This is a genomic window from Agromyces sp. Root81, from assembly GCF_001429165.1.
GTDB lineage: Bacteria > Actinomycetota > Actinomycetes > Actinomycetales > Microbacteriaceae > Agromyces.
Window position 1 is genome coordinate 897,624 of the sequence record NZ_LMIR01000001.1, and the last position, 21,083, is coordinate 918,706.

24 protein-coding genes and 1 pseudogene are annotated in these 21,083 nt (G+C 69.9%); 4 read left to right on the forward strand and 21 right to left on the reverse strand.

Features of this window, described 5'->3' with window-relative positions; translation table 11 throughout:
- Together ASE14_RS04310 and ASE14_RS04315 are read right to left on the reverse strand one after the other, a co-directional pair.
- Positions 1-951: a tyrosine recombinase XerC gene (locus ASE14_RS04310; RefSeq protein ID WP_056651147.1), complete on the reverse strand. Its 951-nt coding sequence runs from the start codon at positions 949-951 to the stop codon at positions 1-3.
- A gap of 58 nt (positions 952-1,009) precedes the next feature.
- Complete coding sequence (locus tag ASE14_RS04315; RefSeq protein ID WP_056651151.1) at positions 1,010-1,918, reverse strand: metallophosphoesterase; 909 nt, start codon at positions 1,916-1,918, stop codon at positions 1,010-1,012.
- Positions 1,919-2,238: 320 nt separating this feature from the next.
- Between ASE14_RS04315 and ASE14_RS04320 the strand changes: the two genes are divergently transcribed.
- A complete protein-coding gene (locus ASE14_RS04320; RefSeq protein WP_056651154.1) occupies positions 2,239-2,973 on the forward strand; it encodes a hypothetical protein in 735 nt (244 codons plus the stop codon).
- Positions 2,974-2,984: 11 nt separating this feature from the next.
- Positions 2,985-3,752, forward strand: a complete 768-nt coding sequence (locus ASE14_RS04325; RefSeq protein ID WP_056651157.1) for a hypothetical protein — start codon at positions 2,985-2,987, stop codon at positions 3,750-3,752.
- A gap of 24 nt (positions 3,753-3,776) precedes the next feature.
- Here the strand turns inward: ASE14_RS04325 and ASE14_RS20895 are convergent, their stop codons facing one another.
- From ASE14_RS20895 to ASE14_RS04340, 4 genes are read right to left on the reverse strand one after another with little or no spacing between them, the layout of a single operon-like run.
- Positions 3,777-4,055 carry a helix-turn-helix domain-containing protein gene (locus ASE14_RS20895; RefSeq protein ID WP_200953260.1) on the reverse strand — a complete coding sequence of 93 codons (279 nt, stop codon included), beginning with the start codon at positions 4,053-4,055 and terminating at the stop codon, positions 3,777-3,779.
- Positions 4,056-5,036 carry a DNA-processing protein DprA gene (dprA, locus tag ASE14_RS04330; RefSeq protein ID WP_200953261.1) on the reverse strand — a complete coding sequence of 327 codons (981 nt, stop codon included), beginning with the start codon at positions 5,034-5,036 and terminating at the stop codon, positions 4,056-4,058.
- Positions 5,033-6,583, reverse strand: coding sequence for a YifB family Mg chelatase-like AAA ATPase (locus ASE14_RS04335; protein WP_056651159.1), 1,551 nt, complete (start codon positions 6,581-6,583; stop codon positions 5,033-5,035). Before ASE14_RS04335 ends, dprA begins: the two co-directional genes overlap by 4 nt.
- On the reverse strand, positions 6,583-6,939 hold the full coding sequence (locus tag ASE14_RS04340; protein ID WP_056651162.1) for a YraN family protein: 357 nt from the start codon (positions 6,937-6,939) through the stop codon (positions 6,583-6,585). The genes ASE14_RS04335 and ASE14_RS04340 overlap by 1 nt, the downstream gene beginning before the upstream one ends.
- Before the next feature lie 168 nt (positions 6,940-7,107).
- On the opposite strand from ASE14_RS04340, the gene ASE14_RS04345 reads away from it, so the two are divergent.
- Positions 7,108-7,398, forward strand: coding sequence for a DUF1905 domain-containing protein (locus ASE14_RS04345; protein WP_056651165.1), 291 nt, complete (start codon positions 7,108-7,110; stop codon positions 7,396-7,398).
- A gap of 47 nt (positions 7,399-7,445) precedes the next feature.
- On the opposite strand, the gene ASE14_RS04350 is transcribed toward ASE14_RS04345, so the two are convergent.
- The 5 genes from ASE14_RS04350 to ASE14_RS04370 all read right to left on the reverse strand — a co-directional run bounded on the left by ASE14_RS04350 (position 7,446) and on the right by ASE14_RS04370 (position 10,376).
- Positions 7,446-7,769 (reverse strand): DUF2469 family protein, encoded by a 324-nt coding sequence (locus ASE14_RS04350; protein ID WP_022891843.1) that lies wholly within the window; start codon positions 7,767-7,769, stop codon positions 7,446-7,448.
- Between the two features lie 5 nt (positions 7,770-7,774).
- Positions 7,775-8,455: a ribonuclease HII gene (locus ASE14_RS04355; RefSeq protein ID WP_056651168.1), complete on the reverse strand. Its 681-nt coding sequence runs from the start codon at positions 8,453-8,455 to the stop codon at positions 7,775-7,777.
- A complete protein-coding gene (gene lepB / locus ASE14_RS04360; protein ID WP_056651171.1) occupies positions 8,455-9,201 on the reverse strand; it encodes a signal peptidase I in 747 nt (248 codons plus the stop codon). The genes ASE14_RS04355 and lepB overlap by 1 nt, the downstream gene beginning before the upstream one ends.
- 81 nt (positions 9,202-9,282) lie before the next feature.
- A complete protein-coding gene (rplS, locus tag ASE14_RS04365) occupies positions 9,283-9,630 on the reverse strand; it encodes a 50S ribosomal protein L19 (RefSeq protein WP_056009567.1) in 348 nt (115 codons plus the stop codon).
- A 209-nt stretch (positions 9,631-9,839) separates the two neighbouring features.
- Entirely contained in the window at positions 9,840-10,376 is a 537-nt protein-coding gene (locus ASE14_RS04370; protein WP_056651173.1) for a hypothetical protein, read from the reverse strand.
- 73 nt (positions 10,377-10,449) lie between these two features.
- On the opposite strand from ASE14_RS04370, the gene map reads away from it, so the two are divergent.
- Positions 10,450-11,217 carry a type I methionyl aminopeptidase gene (gene map, locus ASE14_RS04375; RefSeq protein WP_056651176.1) on the forward strand — a complete coding sequence of 256 codons (768 nt, stop codon included), beginning with the start codon at positions 10,450-10,452 and terminating at the stop codon, positions 11,215-11,217.
- 28 nt (positions 11,218-11,245) lie between these two features.
- Here the strand turns inward: map and ASE14_RS04380 are convergent, their stop codons facing one another.
- The 10 genes and pseudogenes from ASE14_RS04380 to ASE14_RS04425 form a co-directional block, all read right to left on the reverse strand.
- Positions 11,246-12,058 carry a sirohydrochlorin chelatase gene (locus tag ASE14_RS04380; protein WP_056651177.1) on the reverse strand — a complete coding sequence of 271 codons (813 nt, stop codon included), beginning with the start codon at positions 12,056-12,058 and terminating at the stop codon, positions 11,246-11,248.
- 145 nt (positions 12,059-12,203) lie between these two features.
- Complete coding sequence (gene trmD / locus ASE14_RS04385) at positions 12,204-12,893, reverse strand: tRNA (guanosine(37)-N1)-methyltransferase TrmD (RefSeq protein ID WP_056651181.1); 690 nt, start codon at positions 12,891-12,893, stop codon at positions 12,204-12,206.
- A gap of 7 nt (positions 12,894-12,900) precedes the next feature.
- Entirely contained in the window at positions 12,901-13,554 is a 654-nt protein-coding gene (gene rimM / locus ASE14_RS04390) for a ribosome maturation factor RimM (protein ID WP_056651188.1), read from the reverse strand.
- A gap of 1 nt (position 13,555) precedes the next feature.
- Positions 13,556-13,792, reverse strand: a complete 237-nt coding sequence (locus ASE14_RS04395) for an RNA-binding protein (protein WP_056651189.1) — start codon at positions 13,790-13,792, stop codon at positions 13,556-13,558.
- Positions 13,793-13,796: 4 nt separating this feature from the next.
- The gene (gene rpsP / locus ASE14_RS04400) at positions 13,797-14,204 is read right to left on the reverse strand and encodes a 30S ribosomal protein S16 (protein ID WP_056009615.1); all 408 of its coding nucleotides are present in this window, start codon (positions 14,202-14,204) and stop codon (positions 13,797-13,799) included.
- A gap of 209 nt (positions 14,205-14,413) precedes the next feature.
- On the reverse strand, positions 14,414-15,925 hold the full coding sequence (locus tag ASE14_RS04405; protein ID WP_235511080.1) for an aminopeptidase P family protein: 1,512 nt from the start codon (positions 15,923-15,925) through the stop codon (positions 14,414-14,416).
- A 32-nt stretch (positions 15,926-15,957) separates the two neighbouring features.
- Positions 15,958-17,271, reverse strand: coding sequence for an alpha/beta fold hydrolase (locus ASE14_RS04410; RefSeq protein ID WP_056651192.1), 1,314 nt, complete (start codon positions 17,269-17,271; stop codon positions 15,958-15,960).
- Complete coding sequence (locus ASE14_RS04415) at positions 17,268-18,233, reverse strand: ABC transporter permease (protein ID WP_056651195.1); 966 nt, start codon at positions 18,231-18,233, stop codon at positions 17,268-17,270. The genes ASE14_RS04410 and ASE14_RS04415 overlap by 4 nt, the downstream gene beginning before the upstream one ends.
- Positions 18,230-19,168 carry an ABC transporter permease gene (locus ASE14_RS04420; RefSeq protein WP_056651763.1) on the reverse strand — a complete coding sequence of 313 codons (939 nt, stop codon included), beginning with the start codon at positions 19,166-19,168 and terminating at the stop codon, positions 18,230-18,232. Before ASE14_RS04420 ends, ASE14_RS04415 begins: the two co-directional genes overlap by 4 nt.
- 107 nt (positions 19,169-19,275) lie before the next feature.
- Positions 19,276-21,075: pseudogene (locus ASE14_RS04425) on the reverse strand (ABC transporter ATP-binding protein); the annotation flags it as partial.
- Positions 21,076-21,083: the final 8 nt, after the last annotated feature.

The window sequence follows — 21,083 nt, forward strand, 5'->3', positions numbered from 1 at the left end:
TCAGGCGCGCGGGTGGGCCGTGCGATAGCTCTGCTTCAGTCGCTCCGATGACACATGCGTGTAGATCTGGGTGGTGCCGAGGCTCGCGTGCCCCAGGAACTCCTGCACCGCGCGCAGGTCGGCGCCGCCGTCGAGCAGGTGCGTCGCCGCAGTATGCCGGAAGGCGTGCGGCCCACTCGGCCCGGTGCCCGGAATCTCGGCGAGGATGGCGGCGACGAGCCGGTACACGCTCCGCACCCCCATGCGGCCGCCTCGTGCGCCGAGAAACACGGCGTGCGTGTCGGCGGATACGCTCACGGCGCTCTTGCCGGCAGCCGCACTCGTGCCCGCTCCCGCGACGATCATCGGCCGCGCTTCGTCGAGATACCGATCGATCGCGCGGGCCGCCGGCGCCCCGTAGGGAACCATCCGCTCTTTGGACCCCTTGCCGAGCACGCGGACGATGCGCCGCCGTCGATCGACATCGCCGAGATCGAGTCCGACGAGTTCGGAGACGCGGAGCGCCGAGGCGTACAGCAGCTCGATGATCGCGACGTCGCGCACCTCGGTGGGCGCGCCGTCGGCCGCCCGGGCCGACAGGGCGGAGAGCGCGTCGGTGACGGCCTGCTCGGTGACGACACGCGGCAGGGTGCGCTGCGCGCGCGGCGCTTTCAGTCGCACGCCCGGGTCGGCGTCGAGGAGCCCGCGCCGGGTGAGCCAGGCGGTGAATCCACGGGCGGATGCCGCCCGCCGCGCGATGCTCGTGCGGGCGAGTCCCCGCTCGGTTGCCGTCCAGAGCCAGTCACGCAGCAGCGGCAGATCGATGGCGGTCGCCTCGACCCCGCCGCGAGTCTCGGCGAAGGCGATGAGCTCGATGAGGTCGCTCCGGTAGGCGGCGACGGTGTGCGGCGAGTAGCCGCGCTCGATCGCGACGTGCGACAGGTAGTCGTCGAGCAGTCGGTCGAGGTTCACGAGTCCAGCTTGCTCCCGTGCAGGCCGGCACGACGCACGGCACGCCCGGAAGTGCGGCTCACTCCCCCTCGCGCTTGCGCGAGAAGCGCTCGAGGCGCTCGTCGGGCGATGCTGCTTCGATCTCGGCGAGGAAGTCCTCGTCGAGAGTCGTGACGGCCGCGTACCGGCCGACGGGCACGACGGAGGTCACCACCCCGTCGGGATAGAGGTGCACGAGGGAGAACGAGCGGCCTCCGTCGACGCCGGCGAGCGTCCGCGGCGACCTCGTGAGGTCCATCGTGTACGCCGTGGCCCCGGCGACCGAGACGGGAATGCCGGCGAAGCTCCCGTTCGTCGCGTAGTGCAGGTGACCTCCGAGGATGAGCCGCACGTCGCGACCGCGCACGACCTCGGCCAAGCGGTCCTGACCGCGGAGCTCGATCACATCCATGAGGGCGAGCGGTGTGGCGATGGGTGCGTGATGCAGCGCGATGACCGTGCCGTTCGCCGCGGGTTCGTCGATCGCAGCTGCCAGCCAGTCGAGCGCAGCGTCGTCGAGCTCGCCGTGGTGGTACCCGGGCACCGTGGAGTCGAGCGCGATGATGCGCAGCCCGTCGACCTCGATGACGCGATGCACGGGCGAGTCACCGGCCGGCTCGCCGAGCAGCTCCGCGCGGAACGCGGCACGCTCGTCGTGATTGCCCATCACCCAGATGAGTCGAGCACGCGCGCGCTCGGCGAGCGGCTCGAGCGATGCCCGTGCGAGGCGGTAGGCATCGGACTCGCCGAGGTCGGCGACATCGCCGGTGACGATGATCGCATCGATCGAACCGCCGAGTCGTTCGAGCTGCTCGGAGACCTCCGCGAGAGCCGCGACGGTGTCGGCCACCCCGCCGAGCGGTGCACCGCCGTGCAGAAGGTGCGTATCGCTGACATGGGCGATGACGTGTCGGGCCGCCGCGTACCGGCCGAGTTGCGGATGCTGCATCGAACCATCCTTCCGCCGCAAGCCTAGGGCGTGCCGCCGACGCGCCAACGACCGCCCCCGCAGCTTTCACTGGCGCGCGGCTTCGATGAAGCGGCGTCGAGCACCGTCGGACCGGGCGACGAATCGAGGATGCAGGACGGTCCCCAGAAGTGAGGACTTATTCAACTTCGGAAATGGGTATATGACTGCGAAGAGGGCCCAACTTCGGTCGGGACAACGGAAGAGACGGCACTGACCGATCTGACAGGACCTCGAGACACCAGGATGATCACCGCTCTCGCGTGATCGATGCGTGTCGAGTCGAGGAAGAGGTTGGTGACATGAACCAGGAAGCTGGTGTCTACGACGTCGAGAAGCCGGCTTTCACAGCCGGACACGCGACAGCGGGTGAAGGCCCCCCGCTGACCCCCGAGACCCTTGACGACTTCGTCGTATGGGCTGCCGGCGTGCCGGTCGGCGACATCGACGCCGTTCGACGAAGCATCGCCGATGTCCAGGACTCCGCGATCGCCGAGAGCCTGGGTGAGGAACTGTGGAAGCTCCCGGTCGAAGACGTCTCCCGCCACATGGTGCTGCTCTCGATCATCGGAGAACTCAGGGACCCTGCCCTCGAGGACGCTCTCGAGGCATTCGTCTGGCACGAACGCCTCGTCGACGAGAAGGTGGACGACGAGCCGGAGGCGTGCACCTTCGAAGCCCGTCCAGCGGAGATGCTGCAAGCACGCGCTGCCGAGATGCTCTCGTATCTGCGCACCGAATCGTCGGACAACGCGACGTTGCGGATCGCTACCGAGCACCCGAGCCGCGCAGTGCGGGCCTCCGCAATCGACGCCCACCTCTTCAACCATGACGACTCCCTGCACGAGATCGACCGGCTGAACTCGATCGTCAAGGCGGAGGACGTCGGGCTGGTCGGTGTCGCGAGGTTCACCCGAGGCTCCGACCGGGAAGACTTCGACCGTGCCATCGCGGAGTACTTCGACCGCCATCCCGATCAGGCCGCGCCCGCCGTGCATCCAGGTACGGAGCCGGATCCGCGGACCGACCGGCAGTAAGGGAGTGCACGATGTGCGAAGACAACAGGAATCTCGAAGAGATCGTCGTTCACGGTCTCATCGGAGTGATGGGCGTCAACTACGACGCCTTCAACTCGTGGGCACGCAACTACTTTCAGATCACGAACGACTCTTGGAACCCATGGGGGGTCGGTGACCCGAACGACAAGAGCCGCCCCTATGGGAAGACGCTCAACGCGATCTTCCTCATCGGGTATGCGCTGAGCGATGACATGAATCGTCAGTGGCATTCGCTGGAGGACTACGAGTCCTTGGCGGCGGGACCGAACAACAGGTTTCACGACCATAACTACAAACGGCGACTCGTGCAGGTGCAGCCGGAGGCGAGCGCCTCCGGGTCGAGGATCGACATGTTCTGCCCCCTCTTCGCGCAGGGGTCCATCTCGAATTTCGCGAGCCATCGAGCCGGTGTCCTCATTCATGAGGCGTGGCATCACTGGCAGTACAAGTACAACTTCAACTCGACGCACCCGACTGGCGGTGCAAGCACGTGGTCGCAGGGCGATAAGTACTACTTCCACGGGGTCGGCGCCTACGCCTTCGGACACTTGCATGCCTACAACACCAACCCGGCCCAGCTGCGTTTCCACTCGCCGTACCAAGTCGAAGCAGAGTTCTTCGCGGATCTTGCGGAACTCTCGCGCCCACAGGTCCCGACGATAGTGACGCAGACCGCCCGCAGCCATGGCAACATCCTTCTGGCCAACGCATTCGTCAACACGGTTGCCTATCGCATCGGAGATCCGAGACCCTGGTGAGGTCACGGTCAGCTGCATGAGAGATCAGCTGCGTTTGGCGCGCAGCCAGCCGAACGGATGCCGATTGGCCTGGCCCACCGCCTCGAGCCCGCCGAGTACGCCCATCACCGCCGATGGCGTCATGCCGCACCGACGTGCGATGTCGGCGAGCTCGCGTGGACTGCGAGTGCTCAGTGCGTCGAGCACGCGCACCGTCTCGGGCGACGCTGCGGTGCCGCGGGCGCCGCGATCGTCGGACTCCGACCTTGGCGGCCGACCTTCGAACCCGCCACGACGCCCGACTCCCCCGACGAGCTCGGCCATCTACTCGGCGTCGGTGACGCAGACGGCGTCGTACTCGCGGAACAGCCGATGGCATCCGGCGGAAGCGGGGCTGGTGACCGGGCCGGGCACCGCGCCGAGCGGCCGGCCGAGCGCGGCCGCATGGCCCGCCGTGTTCAGGGAGCCCGAGCGGAATCCGGCTTCGAGCACGACGGTGCCCTCGCTGGCCGCTGCGATCAGCCTGTTGCGCTGCAGGAACCGCCATTTCGTGGGCGCAGCGCCGCAGGGCAGCTCGGAGACGACCGCCCCCGTGTCGACGATGCGGGAGAGCAGCGTCTCGTGCCCCATGGGGTAGAACCGGTCGACTCCCCCGGCGAGGAAGGCGACCGTCGCGCCCTCGCTCGCGAGGGCGGACCGGTGCGCCATGCCGTCGATGCCGTACGCGCCGCCGGAGACGATCGTGAATCCGCGATCGACGAGTCCGGCGGAGGCCTCCATCGTGACGTGCTCTCCGTACCCGGTCGCCGCCCTGGCGCCGACCAGGGCGATCGAACCCGACGACCCGTCGAGTGCCCCCGTACGCCCGCGCACCCACAACCCGAGCGGTGCATGGACACCGAGCTCGTCGACGCCCACCGGCCAGCCCGCGTCGCCCGGGATCAGGAGACGCGCTCCGACGCGAGCGGCTTGATCCAGGGATCGAGCGAACGCTCCGTGATCGAGTCGCGGCGTCCATCGCTCGAGCCCGGTCGTCGCCTCGCGTTCATCGATCGTGCCCCCGGCCCGCGTGAGCCTGTCGGCGAACTCGGCCGGACTCACCGCGTCGAGCAGCAGGCCGGCCGTCGGAACGGCGCCGATCGCGTCGATCGCGCGGCCGAGGAGTCCGTCGCCGGGCTCGGCCACCGAACCGAGGAGCGCCCGGGCGTACACCTCGCCGAGTGCGAGGTCGTCGGTGATCGGAGCCGATCGCACGGCGGAGAGCTGGGGCAGGGCGGCTCGTGCCGCGCGATGGACGGTGTTCACAGTGGAAGCCCCTTTCTGAGGAAGAGTGCGCGCCCGACCTGCTCGAGCCCTGGAGCGCCGGCACCGTCGAGATCGGCGAGCGTCCAGGCGACCTTGAGGATGCGGTCGTAGCCGCGCATCGTGACGGTGCCGAGCTCGAGGGCGCGATCGAGGTCGGCGGTCGCGCGCCCGCCGGGATGGAGTCCGCCGGCACCGCGGAGCCACGGCCCCGGCATCTGGGCGTTCGTGCGCCACGGCGTGCCGCGAAGGCGGTGGGCGGCGCGAGCACGAGCCTCGATCACGCGTTCGCGGGCGACGGCGGTCGAGACTCCGGGGCGCTCCGCCCCGAGGCGGAGCCCTGCCGCAGTGATGCGCGGAACCCAGAGCTGCACGTCGAGACGGTCGAGGAGCGGGCCGGAGATTCGGGCGAGGTACCGGCGTCGCGCGGCGGGCGGACAGGTGCATTCGCCGACCTTCGCCCCGTGGTTGCCGCACGGGCACGGATTGGCGGCGAGCACGAGCTGGAACCGAGCCGGGAACGAGGCGACGGCGTTCGCCCTGTGAATGGCGATCGTGCCCGATTCGAGCGGCTGGCGCAGCACGTCGAGCACCGCCGACGGGAACTCGGGGGCCTCGTCGAGGAAGAGCACGCCGTGCGAGGCGCGTGCGGCCGCGCCGGGGCGGATCAGCCTGCTGCCGCCGCCGACCATCGCCGCGGCCGTTGCCGTGTGGTGGGGTGCTTCGAACGGAGGTCGGAGCGAGAGCCCGGATCGCGGCGGCCTGCCGGCGAGCGAGCGGAGGGACGCCGCCTCGAGCGCCTCATCGGCATCGAGGTCTGGCAGGATGCCCGGCAGCCGGGAAGCCAGCATCGTCTTGCCGGCCCCCGGTGGGCCGAGGAGGAACACGTGATGCCCGCCGGCCGCGGCAGCGAGGAGCGCCTCGACGGCGTCGTCGTTGCCCGAGACGTCGGCGAGGTCGCCGGACGAGGCGTCGTTCGCCTCGGACGGATCGGCTCGATCCGGCGCCGGAACCGGCTCGAAGATCCGCTCGTCGAACACACCGCCGTGGCGGACCGCCGCGTCGAGCAGCGAGGCGACTCCGATGACGCTGACCCCGGGCACGAGGCCCGCCTCATCGGCATTCGCCGTCGGCACCATGACCGTGTCGTACCCCGAACGCACCGCGGCGAGCACGGCCGGGAGGATGCCGTCGATCGGTCGCAGCCGGCCGTCGAGGCCGAGTTCGCCGAGGTGCACGACCCGCTCGACCGACTCGGCCGAGATCTCCCCGGCCGCCGCGAGGCAGGCGACCGCGATCGCGAGGTCGAACCCCGACCCGTGCTTCGGCAGTGCCGCCGGCGAGAGGTTGACGGTGAGTCGCCGCTGCGGAAGCGGACAGCCGGCGTTCACCGCTGCGGCGCGTACGCGGTCCCTGGCCTCGCCGAGCGCTGCATCGGGCAGGCCGATGATGATGAACGCGGGCAGCTGCGACGAGAGGTCGGCCTCGACCTCGACGATCGAACCGGTCAGGCCGAGGAGCGCCACCGAGCGCGTGCGGGCGACCGGCATCAGCTGATGCCCTCGAGGTGCTCGATGAGGGCCGGTGCCTCGCTCGGGGCGAGCACGGCGACGGCGTCGATGCGGATGCGCGAGGCCGCGGCATCCGTCGCCTCGCACCAGGCGATCGCGAGGCGCCGCATGCGCGCGAGCTTCAGGGGCGTGATCGCCTCGAACGGATGCCCGTAGTCACCGGACGTGCGCGTCTTGACCTCGATGAACACCGTGTCACGGCCGTCGCGCGCGATGATGTCGATCTCGCCGATTCGGCACCGCCAGTTGCGCTCGAGCACCTGCATGCCGCGCGCCTCGAGATGCTCGACCGCGAGTTGTTCACCGTGCCGGCCGAGCTCTGCATTGTGCGACATCCGCACCACCTCCGCGACCAGCGTCGTGGCTCGCGTCGCCCGCCATGCACGCCGGCCGCACAGCGGTGGAGAACGCGCGAAGATCCGGATTGGGGAGGCGGAGTGTCGCCGCGGCGGGCAGGATGGAGCGCAACACCGACCCGAGGAACGACGACACGAAGGATCGACATGACCATCGAACCGATGCCCCTCGACCACGAGTTCACCGCGCCGATCGGCGTCGACGTCAAGGGTGAGATCTGGGCCTGCGTCGAGATGCCGGGTTCAGCCGAGTTCTTCGGAACCGGCAAGGCCGTCAAGGTCGACGCGACGGTCGACGGGGTTCCACTGCGCGACGTGGGGCTCATGGTCACCGGAACCGGCGGGCACATGCTCTCGTTGAACGCGAAACTCCGGGCGAAGCTCGGCAAGGACATCGGCGACACCGTCACGGTGCGCCTCGAACGCCGCCTCAGCTGAAGCTCGCGGTCGACAGCGACGAGCCCGGCCGGAGCAACCGGCGGCGACTACTCGTCGAGCGCGAGCTCTTTCGGCAGTTCGAACTCGCGCGTGGCGAGCTCCTCGACGTTCACGTCCTTGAAGGTGAGCACGCGCACGGACTTCACGAAGCGGTCGGCGCGGTAGACGTCCCAGACCCAGACGTCCTTCATCGTCAGCTCGAAGTAGAAGTCGTGCTCGGTGTCGCGGCGCACGAGTTCGACCTCGTTGGCGAGGTAGAACCGTCGCTCGGTCTCGACCACGTACTTGAACTGCGACACGATGTCGCGGTACTCCCGATACAGGGCCAGCTCGACCTCGCGGTCGTAGTCTTCGAACTCGTCCTCATCCATCGCACTCATCCTACGCTGAGGTCGAAGAGCGTCGGCGTCGGCGGCACGCGATCGTGCAGCCACGTGGTGCGGTGCAGCTCGCTCGCGCCGTGCTCGTAGATCGCGGCGAAGTGCGCCTTGCTCGAGTAGCCCTTGTTCTCGTCCCACGAGTAGAGCGGACGCTCGTCGTGGGCGCGGCGCATGAACCGGTCGCGGTGCACTTTGGCGATGACGGATGCCGCGGCGACCGACGCGCAGTCGCGGTCGGCCTTGATGCGGGTGACGACTCGCGCCCGGCGTTCGATCGACGCACTCAGCCAATCGTGGTTGCCGTCGAGGAGGAGCGGCACATCGTCGATGAGCTCGTTGGCTGCCGACAGCTCGGCGTAGGCGCGTGCGCCGGCGAGCCCGAGGCAGGCCATGATGCCGAGCTCGTCGATCTCGGCCGCGCTGGCCTCGCCCACTGCGGACGCCCGCACCCAGGCGGCGGCGCGCGGCGCCATCGCCTCGCGACGCGGCTCGCTCAGGAGCTTCGAGTCGCGAAGGCCTGCCGGCATGCGTCGGTCGGCGGAGTCGATCAGCACGAGACCGATCGTGACCGGGCCGGCGAGGGCGCCGCGACCGACCTCGTCGCAGGCGAGCATCATGGGGGCGTCGGCGAGGAACTCCCGTTCGACGCGGAGCGACGGAACCGCTGCGGGCGCCATCAGTCGCTCGCCTCTTCGACGCCGTCGAAGACCTCGGGGTAGTTGCCGAGCCATGCCCAGTGCTCGACGGGCCAGCTGACGACGAACGCACGACCCACGACGTTGTCGATCGGCACGAAGCCCTTGAGCGGCGTCTCGCCGTTGTAGCGCGAGTCTTTGGAGTTGTTGCGATTGTCGCCCATGACCCAGAGCGAGCCCTCGGGCACGACCACGTCGAAGTCGTCGCGCGAGGCCTTGGTGTCGCCGGGCGGCAATGCCACGTAGGGCTCGTCGAGCGGCACGTCGTTGACGCTCATCTGGCCGAGCGCGTTGCAGCAGACGACGTGGTCGCCTGGCAGCCCGATCAGGCGCTTGACGAGGTGGTCGTTCGAATCGGGAGCCGAGAGGCCCACGAACGACATGAACCAGTCGACGGCGGCCACGAGGGGCGGCTGCTCGGTCTCGACACGGGCCGGGAGCCATCCGCCCGGGTCTTTGAAGACGACGACGTCACCGCGTTCGAGCGGCGTGACATCGGGCACCAGCTGGTTCACGATGATGCGATCGTCTTTCACCAGCGTCTCCTCCATCGACTGCGATGGGATGAAGAACGACCTGATGAGGAACGTCTTGATGAGGAACGAGACGAGCACCGCCACGACGAAGATGACGAGCAGGTCTCGGAGGAACAGCAGAACGCCGCGTCGTCTGTTCGGCGTCGCCGAAGCCGCGCGATCCGTTCGCGTGCCTGTGTCTTCTTCTGTCATTTAACCGCCCGAGCTCCCCACCCAGTCTAGGGGTGGGGAGCTCGGGGAAGAGTTCGCGTGAACCGCGATCCGCGTGGCGGATCAGGCGTCGCGCTTCTCCTTGATCTTCGCCTTCTTGCCGCGCAGCTTGCGCAGGTAGTACAGCTTCGCGCGACGCACGTCACCGCGGGTGACGACCTCGATGTGGTCGATCACGGGCGAGTGCACCGGGAACTTGCGCTCGACGCCGACCTGGAAGCTGACCTTGCGGACCGTGAAGGTCTCGCGCACGCCCTCGCCCTGGCGGCCGATGACGACGCCCTGGAAGACCTGGATGCGCGCGCGCGTGCCTTCGATGATGTTGACGTGCACCTTGACGGTGTCGCCGGGGCGGAAGTCGGGGACATCCGACCTCAGGCTCGCGGCGTCGACGTGGTCGAGAATGTGCATGTTGGTTCGCTCTCTGCGCCCGCAACCGGTCGAACGCGGATCATTGGATGGAAGTGTCTGGTGCCGCCTCGCACGATCGGATCGTGCGTGCGCGCTCCCCGGAGGCAGAGACCTGCGGCGGCACAATCCTCTATTGTGCCATGCCGGGGGCCGGGTGGGCAAAAGCGGGTGACGGATGACCCGCGCGATCGCACCCCGAGCGGCGAACGCTACTCGCGCACCTCGTGGATGATGATCACCTCGTCGCCCCCGTCGTCGAACGGCGGACGCCGCACGCCGGGGCCCGTGGCACCTGCCGAACCGCCCGATGCGCTGCCGGCCTGAGCGCCGCTCTGCTCGCCGGCGAGCCGTTCGAACTCGGCCATCGAGGCCTTCATGCGGTTCGCGCCGTCGGTGACGAGCTGCCACACGGCGACCCAGAACGCGGCGATGCCGAGGAGGATCGCGAGCACGCCGAAGGCCGTCGCGGACGCACCGTAGAACCCGGTGCCGATGATCGAGAGCTGCCAGGCCGTGAGCACGCCGACGTCGGTCCACGAGAGCGCACGCTCTTGGCGCACGGTCGGCCGCACATTCGTGAGGAGCGCGACGACGCCGAGCACCACGAACGCGACGGGAACGACGATGACGAGCCCGAGCGTGCCCCAGCCGCCTCCGCCGAAGATGGCCCAGCCCACGGCGAGCCACACCGGCAGCACGACGATCGCGATCATCTGCCATCTGTACAGCGCACGCCTCAGGAGCATGGTTTCAGCGTAATCCGGACTCGCTGCGCGCGTGCCGAGTGTTCACTCAGGGCGGAGCCGCCAGAATGGAGTCGTGATTGAACTTCGGACCCCTGCCGAGATCGAGGAGATGCGACCCGCCGGTCGCTTCGTGGCGAGCGTGCTGGAGGCCACCTCGGCCGCCGCCGCGGTCGGCGTGAACCTGCTCGAGCTCGATGCCCTCGCGCACGAGATGATCCGCAAGGCGGGCGCTGAGAGCTGCTACATCGACTACCACCCTTCGTTCGGCGCGAGCCCGTTCGGCAAGGTCATCTGCACCTCGGTCAACGACGCGGTGCTGCACGGCCTCCCCCGCGACTACGCGCTGCGCGACGGCGACCTGCTGAGCCTCGACTTCGCGGCCTCGGTGAACGGATGGGTCGCCGACTCGGCGATCTCGGTCGTCGTCGGCACGCCCCGCGAGGAGGACCTGCGCCTCATCGACACGAGCCGGCGCGCACTCGACGCCGGCATCGCCGCGGCGCGCACGGGCAACCGCATCGGCGACATCTCGCGGGCGATCGCGGATGTCGCGAAGGCGGAGGGCTACTCGATCAACACCGACTTCGGCGGCCACGGAGTCGGCCGCACGATGCACGGCGACCCCCACATCCCGAACAACGGCCGCCCGGGTCGCGGTCTGCCGCTGAAGCCCGGACTCGTCGTCGCGATCGAGCCGTGGTTCCTCGAGACGACCGATCGCATCTTCACCGACCCCGACGGGTGGACCCTGCGCAGCGCCGACGGCTCGCGCGGCGCGCACTCCGAGCACACGATCGCGATCACCGACGGCGACCCGATCGTGCTCACCCAGCGCGGCTGAGTCCGGCGGCTCGTCGATCCGTTCGCCGTCACGCCCGTTCCAAGCGGCTGACGGCGACGTCGTCGTACCGTTCGAGCACGAGTTCGACGAGCCGGCGCGGTGCCGGCTCGCCGGGCAGCAGCAGCGGCTCGGCGATCGCATCCGCACCGACGGATGCCGCGGTGTCGTAGAAGGTGCCCGGCGCGAGCAGGTAGCTGCCGACGACAACGCGCACACCGGGATGCACCTCGCGGATCATCTCGATCGCATCGTGCAACCGGGGAATCGCCGCGGCGATGAACCCGACGGTCACCGATCGACCGAGTCGATGCCCGAGTCGGCGGGCCGTCTCGAAGCACTCCCGCACCGCGCGAGGGTCGTTGGAGCCCGCAGCTGCGAGCACGACGGCGTCGGTGTCGGCGAGCTTCAGTCGAGCGAGCCGCTCGGCGAGCACCTCGACGATGCGGTCGTCGGGGCCGAGCTCTGCAGCGAGCCTCGTGCCGGAGCCGGTGCCGGTGGCCCCGGCGACGCCGTCGGCGGAGCCCCGGGCCGCACCGCGCCGATCGAGCCCGAGCGAGAGCCCGGTGCGCACGTGGAAGCCCGCCGAGAGCACGAGCGGCACGATGACCGCAGGGGCGTCGTCGTCGGCGCCGAGGGCGGCAGCCGCGACATCCGATCGGCTGGCGTCGACGAAGCTGATGGAGACGTCGAGTTCGGGTCGTGCAGAGGCCACGCCGTCGACGAGCCGGATGACGGCCTCGCGGTTGGCGCTGGAGGGCTCCCCGTGGGTGACGGCGACGAGTCGGAGCGGATGCGCCTCGACGTGCTCCGCCGGGGCGCCGGCGCCTCTCGACCCGACCATGTGCAACCCGCGCTTTCCGGCGGGAACCGGTCTCACCCGCCGGTTCGACGCTAGGGAGGGCGTGTTTCACGCACCGCACCCGCGTGTTTCCGGCAGGTGAAGACTGGCGCGCGACTGCGCACGCGCCGGCGACGAGCCGGCCGGGCTACTCGCCGAGCAGCTCGGGACGCACGCGCCGCGTGCGTTCGATCTGCTGCTCGCGGCGCCAGGCGGCGATCGCCCCGTGGTTGCCCGAGAGCAGCACCGGCGGCACGTCGAGCCCGCGCCACGAGGCCGGCTTCGTGTAGCTCGGGTACTCGAGCAGGCCGTCCTCGTGGGATTCCTCGACGAGGCTCTCGGGGTTGCCGACGACGCCCGGCACGAGACGTCCGGCGGCCTCGATCATCGCCATGACGGCGACTTCGCCGCCGTTCAGCACGTAGTCGCCGAGGCTGATGAGCCGCACGCGCATGCGCGTCGCGTAGTGGTCGACCACACGCTGGTCGATGCCCTCGTAGCGGCCGCAGGCGAACACGAGGTGCTCTTCGGCGGCCAGCTCGCGGGCGATCTGCTGGGTGAACGGCTCGCCGGCGGGCGACGGCACGATGAGCAGGGCATCGGATGCCCCGTCGCCCACGATGCCGTCGATCGCCTCGCCCCACGGCTCGGGCTTCATGACCATGCCCGCACCGCCGCCGTACGGGGTGTCGTCGACCGTGCGATGCCGATCGTGTGTGGCATCGCGCAAGTCGTGCGCCGTCACCTCGATGAGGCCCGACTGGCGCGCCTTGCCGAGGAGCGACAAGTCGAGCACCGAGAAGAACTCGGGGAAGATCGTGACGATGTCGACGTGCATCGGCGGACTACTCGTCGCGGTCGGCCTCGACGGGCGCCGAGGCATCCGTCTCGGCTTCATCGACCGGTGCCGCTTCGGACTCGGCCGGCGCCTCGGGCTCGGCTGCTGGCGCCGGCTCGGCCTCGGGGATCTCTTCGAAGAGTCCGGGAGGCGGCGTCACCGTGAGCGTGCCGGCGTGGAGGTCGACCTCGGGCACGATGGCCGCGACGAACGGCACCATGACCTCGCCGTTGCCGGTCTTGACGATCAACAGGTCTTGGGCCGGGAAGTGCTCGACGTGCGCGACCTCGCCCACCCGCTGACCATCGCGGATGACCGCGAGGCCGATGAGCTGGTGGTCGTACCAGGCGTCGTCCTCCTGCGCCTCTTCCTCGACGTGCGAGACCCAGAGGATCGCCTTCGCGAGGCCCTCGGCCGCGGTGCGGTCGTCGACGCCGTCGAAGAACCCGACAGCGTGCCCGTTGTACCAGCGGAGCTCACGGAGCGTGAGGCTCTTGCCGTGCCACGGCGAGTCGCCGGGCACCTGCAGCGAGAACTCCGCGCCCGGAACGAAACGCCGGTCGGGGTCGTCGGTGTAGAGCTCGATCTTGATGGCGCCCTTGAGGCCGTGCGCCTTCAGCAGGCGCCCGACCCGGAGCTGTGTACCTGAAGTGTCGGCCACGTCAGTCGTCGGTGTCGACGACGTCGACGCGAACGCGACGACCGTCGGCGAGGGCGGTGACGAGCGTGCGGAGCGCCTTCGCAGTGCGGCCGGCGCGGCCGATCACGCGACCGAGGTCCTCGGGGTTCACATGAACCTCGAGGACCTCGCCACGTGCGCTCGACGCGGAGACGACCTTCACATCGTCAGGGTGATCGACGATCCCCTTGACGAGGTGTTCGAGCGCGGACTGGAGCAAGGCTTTACGCCTCGTCCGTCGCGGTCTCGGCGGGAGCCTCTTCGACCTTGGCCGCAGGCTTCTCGGCCTTGGGCTTCAGCACCGGCTTCTTCTTCTCGTCGGCGACGAAGGCGGCCTTCGGCTCCGCGACCTGAACGGTCGAGACGGCGTTCTTGTCGCCCTTGAACTTGCCCCAGTCGCCCGTGAGCTTGAGGATCGCCGCGACCTGCTCGGTCGGCTGAGCGCCGACGGAGAGCCAGTACTGCGCGCGGTCGGAGTCGACCTCGATGAACGAGGGGTTCTGGGTGGGGTGGTACTTGCCGATCTCCTCGATCACGCGACCGTCGCGCTTGGTGCGCGAGTCGGCGACGACGATGCGGTAGTACGGCGCACGGATCTTGCCGAGACGCTTGAGACGAATCTTGACAGCCACAATTCTCCTGAAATGTTGTGAGTTGGCGAACTGACAGCCGTGAGCGTGGGGTGCACACTCGGCGGAAGCTCAAAGGGGTTCTGCGCGCCTGATAGAGGGTCGGGCGATACAGAACTCGACTGATCATTCTTGCAGATTCCGCGCCGAAACGAGAATCGGACCGCGCCATGCGTCCCGACTGCAGCATCGGGACGCACGACACGCGGGACTCAGCGACCGGAGACGGCCTCCTGGGCTGATGCGCTCAGTTCGCCCGATCGCGCCGCCGCCAACCAGGCCTCGAGGCCCGTCGCGTCGATCGGCAGTCCGCTCGAGAGCACCTCGTGGCCCGTCGCCGTCACTACCAGGTCGTCCTCGATGCGCACGCCGAGGCCGCGGAGCTCCGGCGGCACCGTCTCGTCGAAGGCGTGGAAGTACAGGCCCGGCTCGACAGTGAGGGCCATGCCCGGCTGCATCACAGCGCCCTGATAGGCGGCGTAGCTCGCCGACGCGCAGTCGTGCAGGTCGATGCCGAGGTGGTGCCCGACGCCGCACACGATGTAGCGGCGATGCTGCTGGCCGTCGGGAGCGAGCGCCTCGTCGACGGAGACGGGCAGCATCCCCCAGTCGTGGAGGCCCTGCGCGATGACCTCCATGCTCGCGGTGTGGAAGTCCGACCACGGCCGGCCAGGCGCGACCGCTGCGAGACCGGCACGGTGCGACGCCTCGACGAGGTCGTGCACGGCTCGCTGCGCGGTGCTGAACCGCCCGCCGGCCGGGATCGTGCGGGTGACGTCGGCGGTGAAGCCCGACCGGCGCTCGACGCCGACGTCGAGCAGCAGCAGCTCGTCGGGGCTGATGTCGCCCTCGGCGCGCACCCAGTGCAGGATCGGCGCGTGGGCGCCGGACCCCACGATCGACGCGTAGCCCGGACCGTTGCCGACCGTGCGCGCGTAGCGGTCAAAGGTGCCCTGCAGCCAACGCTCGCCGCCCCATTCGATGGCCGAGGAGAGTTCGCGCGCCATCGCTGCGAAGCCCTGCTCGGTCGAGGCGACGGCGGCCGCGAGTTCGGCGACCTCCCAATCGTCCTTGATCATGCGGAGCTCGGCGAGCACGCGGGCGAGGTCGGCGGAGCGCGACCGTCCGTAGAGGGCCGCGGCGGCGGGCCCGGCCTGCGCGGGTGTCCCCGCCGTCAGGGTGCCGTCGCGCAGCACGAGTTCCTCGATGCGGCGCGTGCGGATGTCGAGCGCATCGGCGTACTCGGCGAGACCGGGCATCGGCCCGACCCAGAGTTCGCCTCGGAGCGGGTCGGCGTGGAACCCGGCATCGCCCGGACGCGCGGGGGCGGGCAGGTACAGGGTGGCGTCGTGACCGCCGGGCACCGGCTCGAGCACGAGCACGGCATCCTCGATGCCGCAGCCCACGAGCCAGAGGAAGTCGCTGTCGGCGCGGAACTCGAAGGTCGTGTCGTTCGCGCGCACCGGGGCGCGGCCGGCGGCGACGGCGATCGTGCGCCCCGGCAGCGCTGCGGAGAGCCGACTCCGGTGGTGGTGCGCGGCGAGCGCGGCGCCGTCCGGGATGACCGGCGTGCGCACGGGCGTGCCCCAGCCGCTGCGCATGGACTCGTTGAACCCCGGAGACTGCGCGAGGCGGGGCATCCGCGGGTCTCGCTCGGCCGGAGCGGGCATCGATGATCCTCCCCCGCTCGCTGCGTGGGCGTGGGTGTGGGTGGGTTCGGTCATTCCGGGTCCTTTCAAGGGCGCTGTCGGGCGCGTCACGGGCGCTGTCGGGTGCGCGGGGCGTGGGCCGAGCCGGCGACGCGCCGGTCGAGAGCGTCGAACAGGCGTCCGGCGACCTTTCCCGTGTGCAGTCCGTCGTGCTCGAACTCGTTGGTGATCCAGGCTTCGAGGCCGCCGACCCGTTCGACGGTGTCGAGCGAGAACGCGGCGTCCGCGTACATGTCGTCGAGGTAGACGACGGCCTCGACGGGCACGGCGTTCGCCGCGAGCCGGTCGTGGTCGTACAGTTCGATCGGCCGGGCGGTCTCGGCGAGCCGCTCGACGCCAGCGCGGAAGCCGCGCAGCGCCCGCACCTCCTCGAACATCCACGGGAAGACCATCTCGCCGGTGAAGAGCAGCGGGCGGGCGTCGGGCGCGAAGTCGGGATTGTCGGCACGTGCCCGCTCGGCCGCCCACGCGGTGGGGCCGGGGCCGTAGATGCTCTCCTGCAGGGCGATGAAGAGCGGGTTCCGATCGAACGCGGTGAGTGCGCCGACGTTCGAGCGGAAGGTCTCGCTGATGAGCGTTTCGCCGGCGTCGGCGAACGCCTCGTCGAACACCCAGTGCACCCGGTCGAAGCCCGGGGCCATGCCGAAGTCGAAGCCGAGGGTCTGCAGGCGCTGCACGGTGAGCCGGTCGCCGTCGGGGAGGCGCACGTCGCCGGCGTCGAGCACATCGGCGACCCGCGCGATGCGCTCGGTCAGATGCGGCAGCCGCTCGGCGAACCGGCGGTTCTTCGCCCGCACGCGGGGGAAGGTGCGAGCGTAGACGTCGTCGGCCGACGGGTCGAGGCTCGGCAGCCCTCCGGCGATCGCCGAGGCCGTGATCGCCTCGGGCGCCACCGAGAGGTAGTGCAGGGTGAGGAAGCCGCCGTAGCTCTGGCCGAGCGTCCACCACGGCCGACCGTCGTAGTGCGCGTGTCGCAGCGCCTCGAGGTCGCGCACGATGGAGTCGGCCCGGTGCAGGGCCAGGATCCTCGCCGATGCGTCGGCGGTGAGCCCCTCGAGCTGCCGACCCTCGATGGGGGTCGAGCGGCCGGTCCCCCGTTGATCGGGCAGCACCACGCGGAACCGGGCGAGCGCCTCGTCGAGGAAACCGTCACGGCCGAGCGGCCGCGGCGACTTGCCGCCGGGCCCGCCCTGCAGGTAGACGAGCACCGGCAGGTCCTCGTCGCGGCGCGCGGCGTCGACGAGCTCGCGTGCGAAGAGGCGGATCGTCGGCCCGTCGGGGTCGGCCCAGTCGAGCGGGACGTCGAGCCACAGCTCGCGGGCCACGACATCCGAGCCGATCGGATACCAGCGCGCGCTCATCGGGTCGCCGTCCGCACCCGCGAGTCGAGCAACGCGTACGTCGTGTCGACGACGAGATTCGAGACGACGACGAAGACGCCGCCGAGGAGGACGATCGCGATCACCACCGGTCGATCCTGCATGGCGACCGACGTCACCGCGAGGCTGCCGACGCCGAGCAGGCCGAAGACCTGCTCGATCACGATGACGCCGCCGAGCATGAGCCCGATGTCGATGCCCAGCTGGGTGACGAGTGGCGGCATCGCACTGCGGAACGCGTGCACGTACGTCACGCGGCGTTCGTCGACGCCCTTGGCGCGAGCGGTGCGGATGTAGTCCTGGCCGAGCACCTCGAGCATCTGCCCCCGCGTCAGCCGCGCGTACACGGCGGCCACGACGAGCGCGAGCGTCAACCACGGCAGCAGCAGGTGCCAGGCCCACTGCAGCGGGCTCTGCTCGAACGGCACGTAGCCGCTCGGGGGGAACAGCATGAACCCGAGCTTCGTCGGCACGAAGTACAGCAGGTACAGCGCGAGCATGCCGAGCACGAAGGTCGGGAAGCTGATGCCGACGATCGCGAAGCCCTGTCCGAGCCGGTCGCGCACCGAGCCCGGATGCTTCGCCGAGACGATGCCGATGGGGATGCCGATCGCGAGCCAGAAGACCATGCCGCCGAAGACGAGGGACATGGTGACCGGGATGCGCGAGACGACGAGCTCCGAGACCGGCATGCTCGAGCGGTAGGAGTAGCCGAGGTCGCCCTGCAGGAGGTTGCCGATGAAGGTCACGTACTGCTCGGTGATCGGGCGGTCGAGCCCGAGGTTCGCGCGGATCTGCGCCATGAGCTCCTCGGTCGCCTTGTCGCCCGCGATGATGCGGGCGGGGTCCGACGGCGAGACGTAGAAGAGCATGAACACGAACACGCTCAGGAGGAACAGCACGAGCACGCCGAAGGCGATGCGGGACAGGATGAACCGGGTCATGCGCGCTTGCCTTTCGAGACGGCGGCGGGGTCGAGTGCGTCGCGGAGGCCGTCGCCGAGCAGGTTGAATGCGAGGGTCAGTGCGAGCAGGGCGCCGCCGGGCACGACGACCATCCACCACGCCACGAGGTAGAGGGAGCCGTTCGCAGCATCCGCCAGCATGTTGCCCCAGCTGGGCGTGGGCGGCACGATGCCGAGGCCGAGGAACGAGAGCGTCGCCTCGAACACGATCGCCGCCGGGATCATGAGCGTCGTGTAGACGATGATCGGCACGACCAGGTTGGGCAGGATGTCGCGGAACATGATCGACGTGCGCGATGCGCCGAGCGAGCGGGCCGCCTCGACGAACTCTCGATGGCGGAGGGCCAGCACCTGTCCGCGGATGACGCGGGCGAGGCCCGTCCAGCTGAAGAACACGATCACCGCGATCGACAGGCTCAGGCTCGGGCCGAGCACCGAGACGAGGGCGATCGCGCAGAGCAGGAACGGCACGCTCATGACGAGGTCCATGGTGCGGCTGAGCACCGTGTCGACGACCCCGCCCGAGAACCCGGAGATCGTGCCGATCGCGATGCCGATCACCGACGCCACGATCGAGGCGAGCACGCCGACCAGGAGGGACACCTGCGCACCGTAGGCGAGGCGCACGAGCACATCGCGTCCGAGCTGGTCGGTGCCGAGCAGGAACTCGGAGTTCGGACCCACCGGGATCCCCTCGGGCGTGAGCCCGGTCTCGCGGAACTGCTCGGTCGGGCCGTGACCGGTCCACGCCGCGATGAGCGGGGCGCAGAGCGCGAACGCGATGATCAGGAGGATCGCGATCATCGAGGCGATGCTCGCGGGGTCGCGCAGCAGCCGGGTGAGCGTGAGCCGACCGGAGCCGCGCGCCTGCACCTCGGTCGAGGCGCGCGCCGCAGCCGCGGGGGTCTTGGGCATGAGGCTCACGAGGCGACCTCCACGGCGATGCGATCGGCGGCGTGCCGATCGGCGGGGTGCCCGGATACGGGCTGTTGGCCGGCGCCGGCCACCGACAGCGGCAGCAGACGGCGATCGCGCGGCTCTCTCGGGATCTCGGGTGCGGCCGCGGCGAGCAGGCGCCGGGTGAACGGCTGCTGCGGGTCGTTCCAGACCTCGTCGGCGGTGCCGAGCTCGACGATGCGCCCGCCCTCCATCACGGCGATGCGATCGCAGACGTGGCGGACGACGGCGAGGTCGTGCGAGATGAACAGATAGGTGAGGCCGAGCCGGCGCTGCAGCTCGTCGAGGAGGTTCAGCACCTGCGCCTGGATCGACACGTCGAGCGCCGAAACCGGCTCGTCGAGGATCACGAGCTCGGGGTTCAGGGCGAGCGCCCGCGCGATGCCGATGCGCTGCCGCTGCCCGCCCGAGAACTGCGACGGGAAGCGGTTGTAGTGCTCGGGGTTCAGCCCGACGAGCTCCATGAGCTCCTGCACCTTCGCCTGTCGTTCTGCGCCGCTCGCGAGCCGGTGGATGCGGAACGGGTCGCCGATGATCGAGCCGACGCGACGGCGGGGGTTCAGCGAGCCGAATGGATCCTGGAAGACGAGCTGCACCCGGCGACGCAGATCACGCCACTGAGCGCGATCGAGGTTCCCCGTCGGGGCGCCGTCGAACTCGACGGTGCCCGCGGTCGGCGCGACGAGCCCGGCGATCGCACGGGCGAGGGTGGTCTTGCCGCAGCCGCTCTCGCCCACGAGGCCGAGCGTCTCGCCCCGCCGCACCTCGAGCGAGATGTCGTCGAGGACGACGCGCGGCTCCCCACGGCGCTGCGGGAACGTGAGCCGGAGCCCGTCGACCTTCACGATGGGGTCGTCGGGACTCGCGAGCAGGCTGGGCGGCGGGAGCACCGGCGGGTCCGGCTCCACCGGCGTCGACTCGAGCCAGCAGGCCACCTCGGTGCCGTCGTCGTAGTGGCGAACGGGCGGCTTCGTGCCGCAGATCGACATCGCGTCCGGGCAGCGGTCGCGGAACGCGCAGCCCTCGGGCGGTGCGAGCAGGCTCGGTGGGCGCCCCCCGATGGGCACGAGCGGCGTGCCCGGCTCCCGGTTGAACGACGACGACCGCAGGAGCCCCGCGGTGTAGGGGTGTGCTGGGCCGCACAGCACCGCATCGGCGGCCCCGAGTTCCATGCGACGACCGCCGTACATGACCATGACCCGATCGGCGACGCGCGAGAGCACGCCGAGATCGTGGCTGATCATGAGCACGGTCGTGCCGAACTCGCTGCGCATCTCGCCGAGCAGGTCGAGGATCTGCGCCTGCACGGTCGAGTCGAGGGCGGTGGTCGGCTCGTCGGCGATGATGAGCGCCGGTCCGAGCGAGAGGCCCATCGCGATCATCACGCGCTGTCGCATGCCCCCCGAGAACTGGTGCGGGTACGCGTCGAAGCGTGCCGCGGCATCCGGGATGCGCACCCGGTCGAGCAGGTCGATCGCACGCGCCTTCGCGGCCTTCGTGCTGACCTTCTCGTGCGCCTGGATCTGCTCGACGATCTGCCAGCCCACCGTGTACTGGGGGTGCAGGCTCGAGAGCGGGTCCTGGAAGATCATGCTGATCTCCCGCCCGCGCACCGAGCGCAGCTGCTCGGGCGCGAGGGAGAGCAGGTCGCGGTCGCGGAACAGCACGGAGCCGCTGGTGCGAGCGCCGGGCACGAGGCCCATGATCGACTGCACCATCACGGACTTTCCGGAGCCGGATTCGCCGACGACGCCGAAGAACTCGCCCTCGTTCACGGCGAACGAGACGTGCTGCACCGCATGCACGGTGCCGTCTTCTGTTGGGATGTCGACGGCGAGGTCGCGCACGTCGAGGAGGATCGTCATTGGGGTCC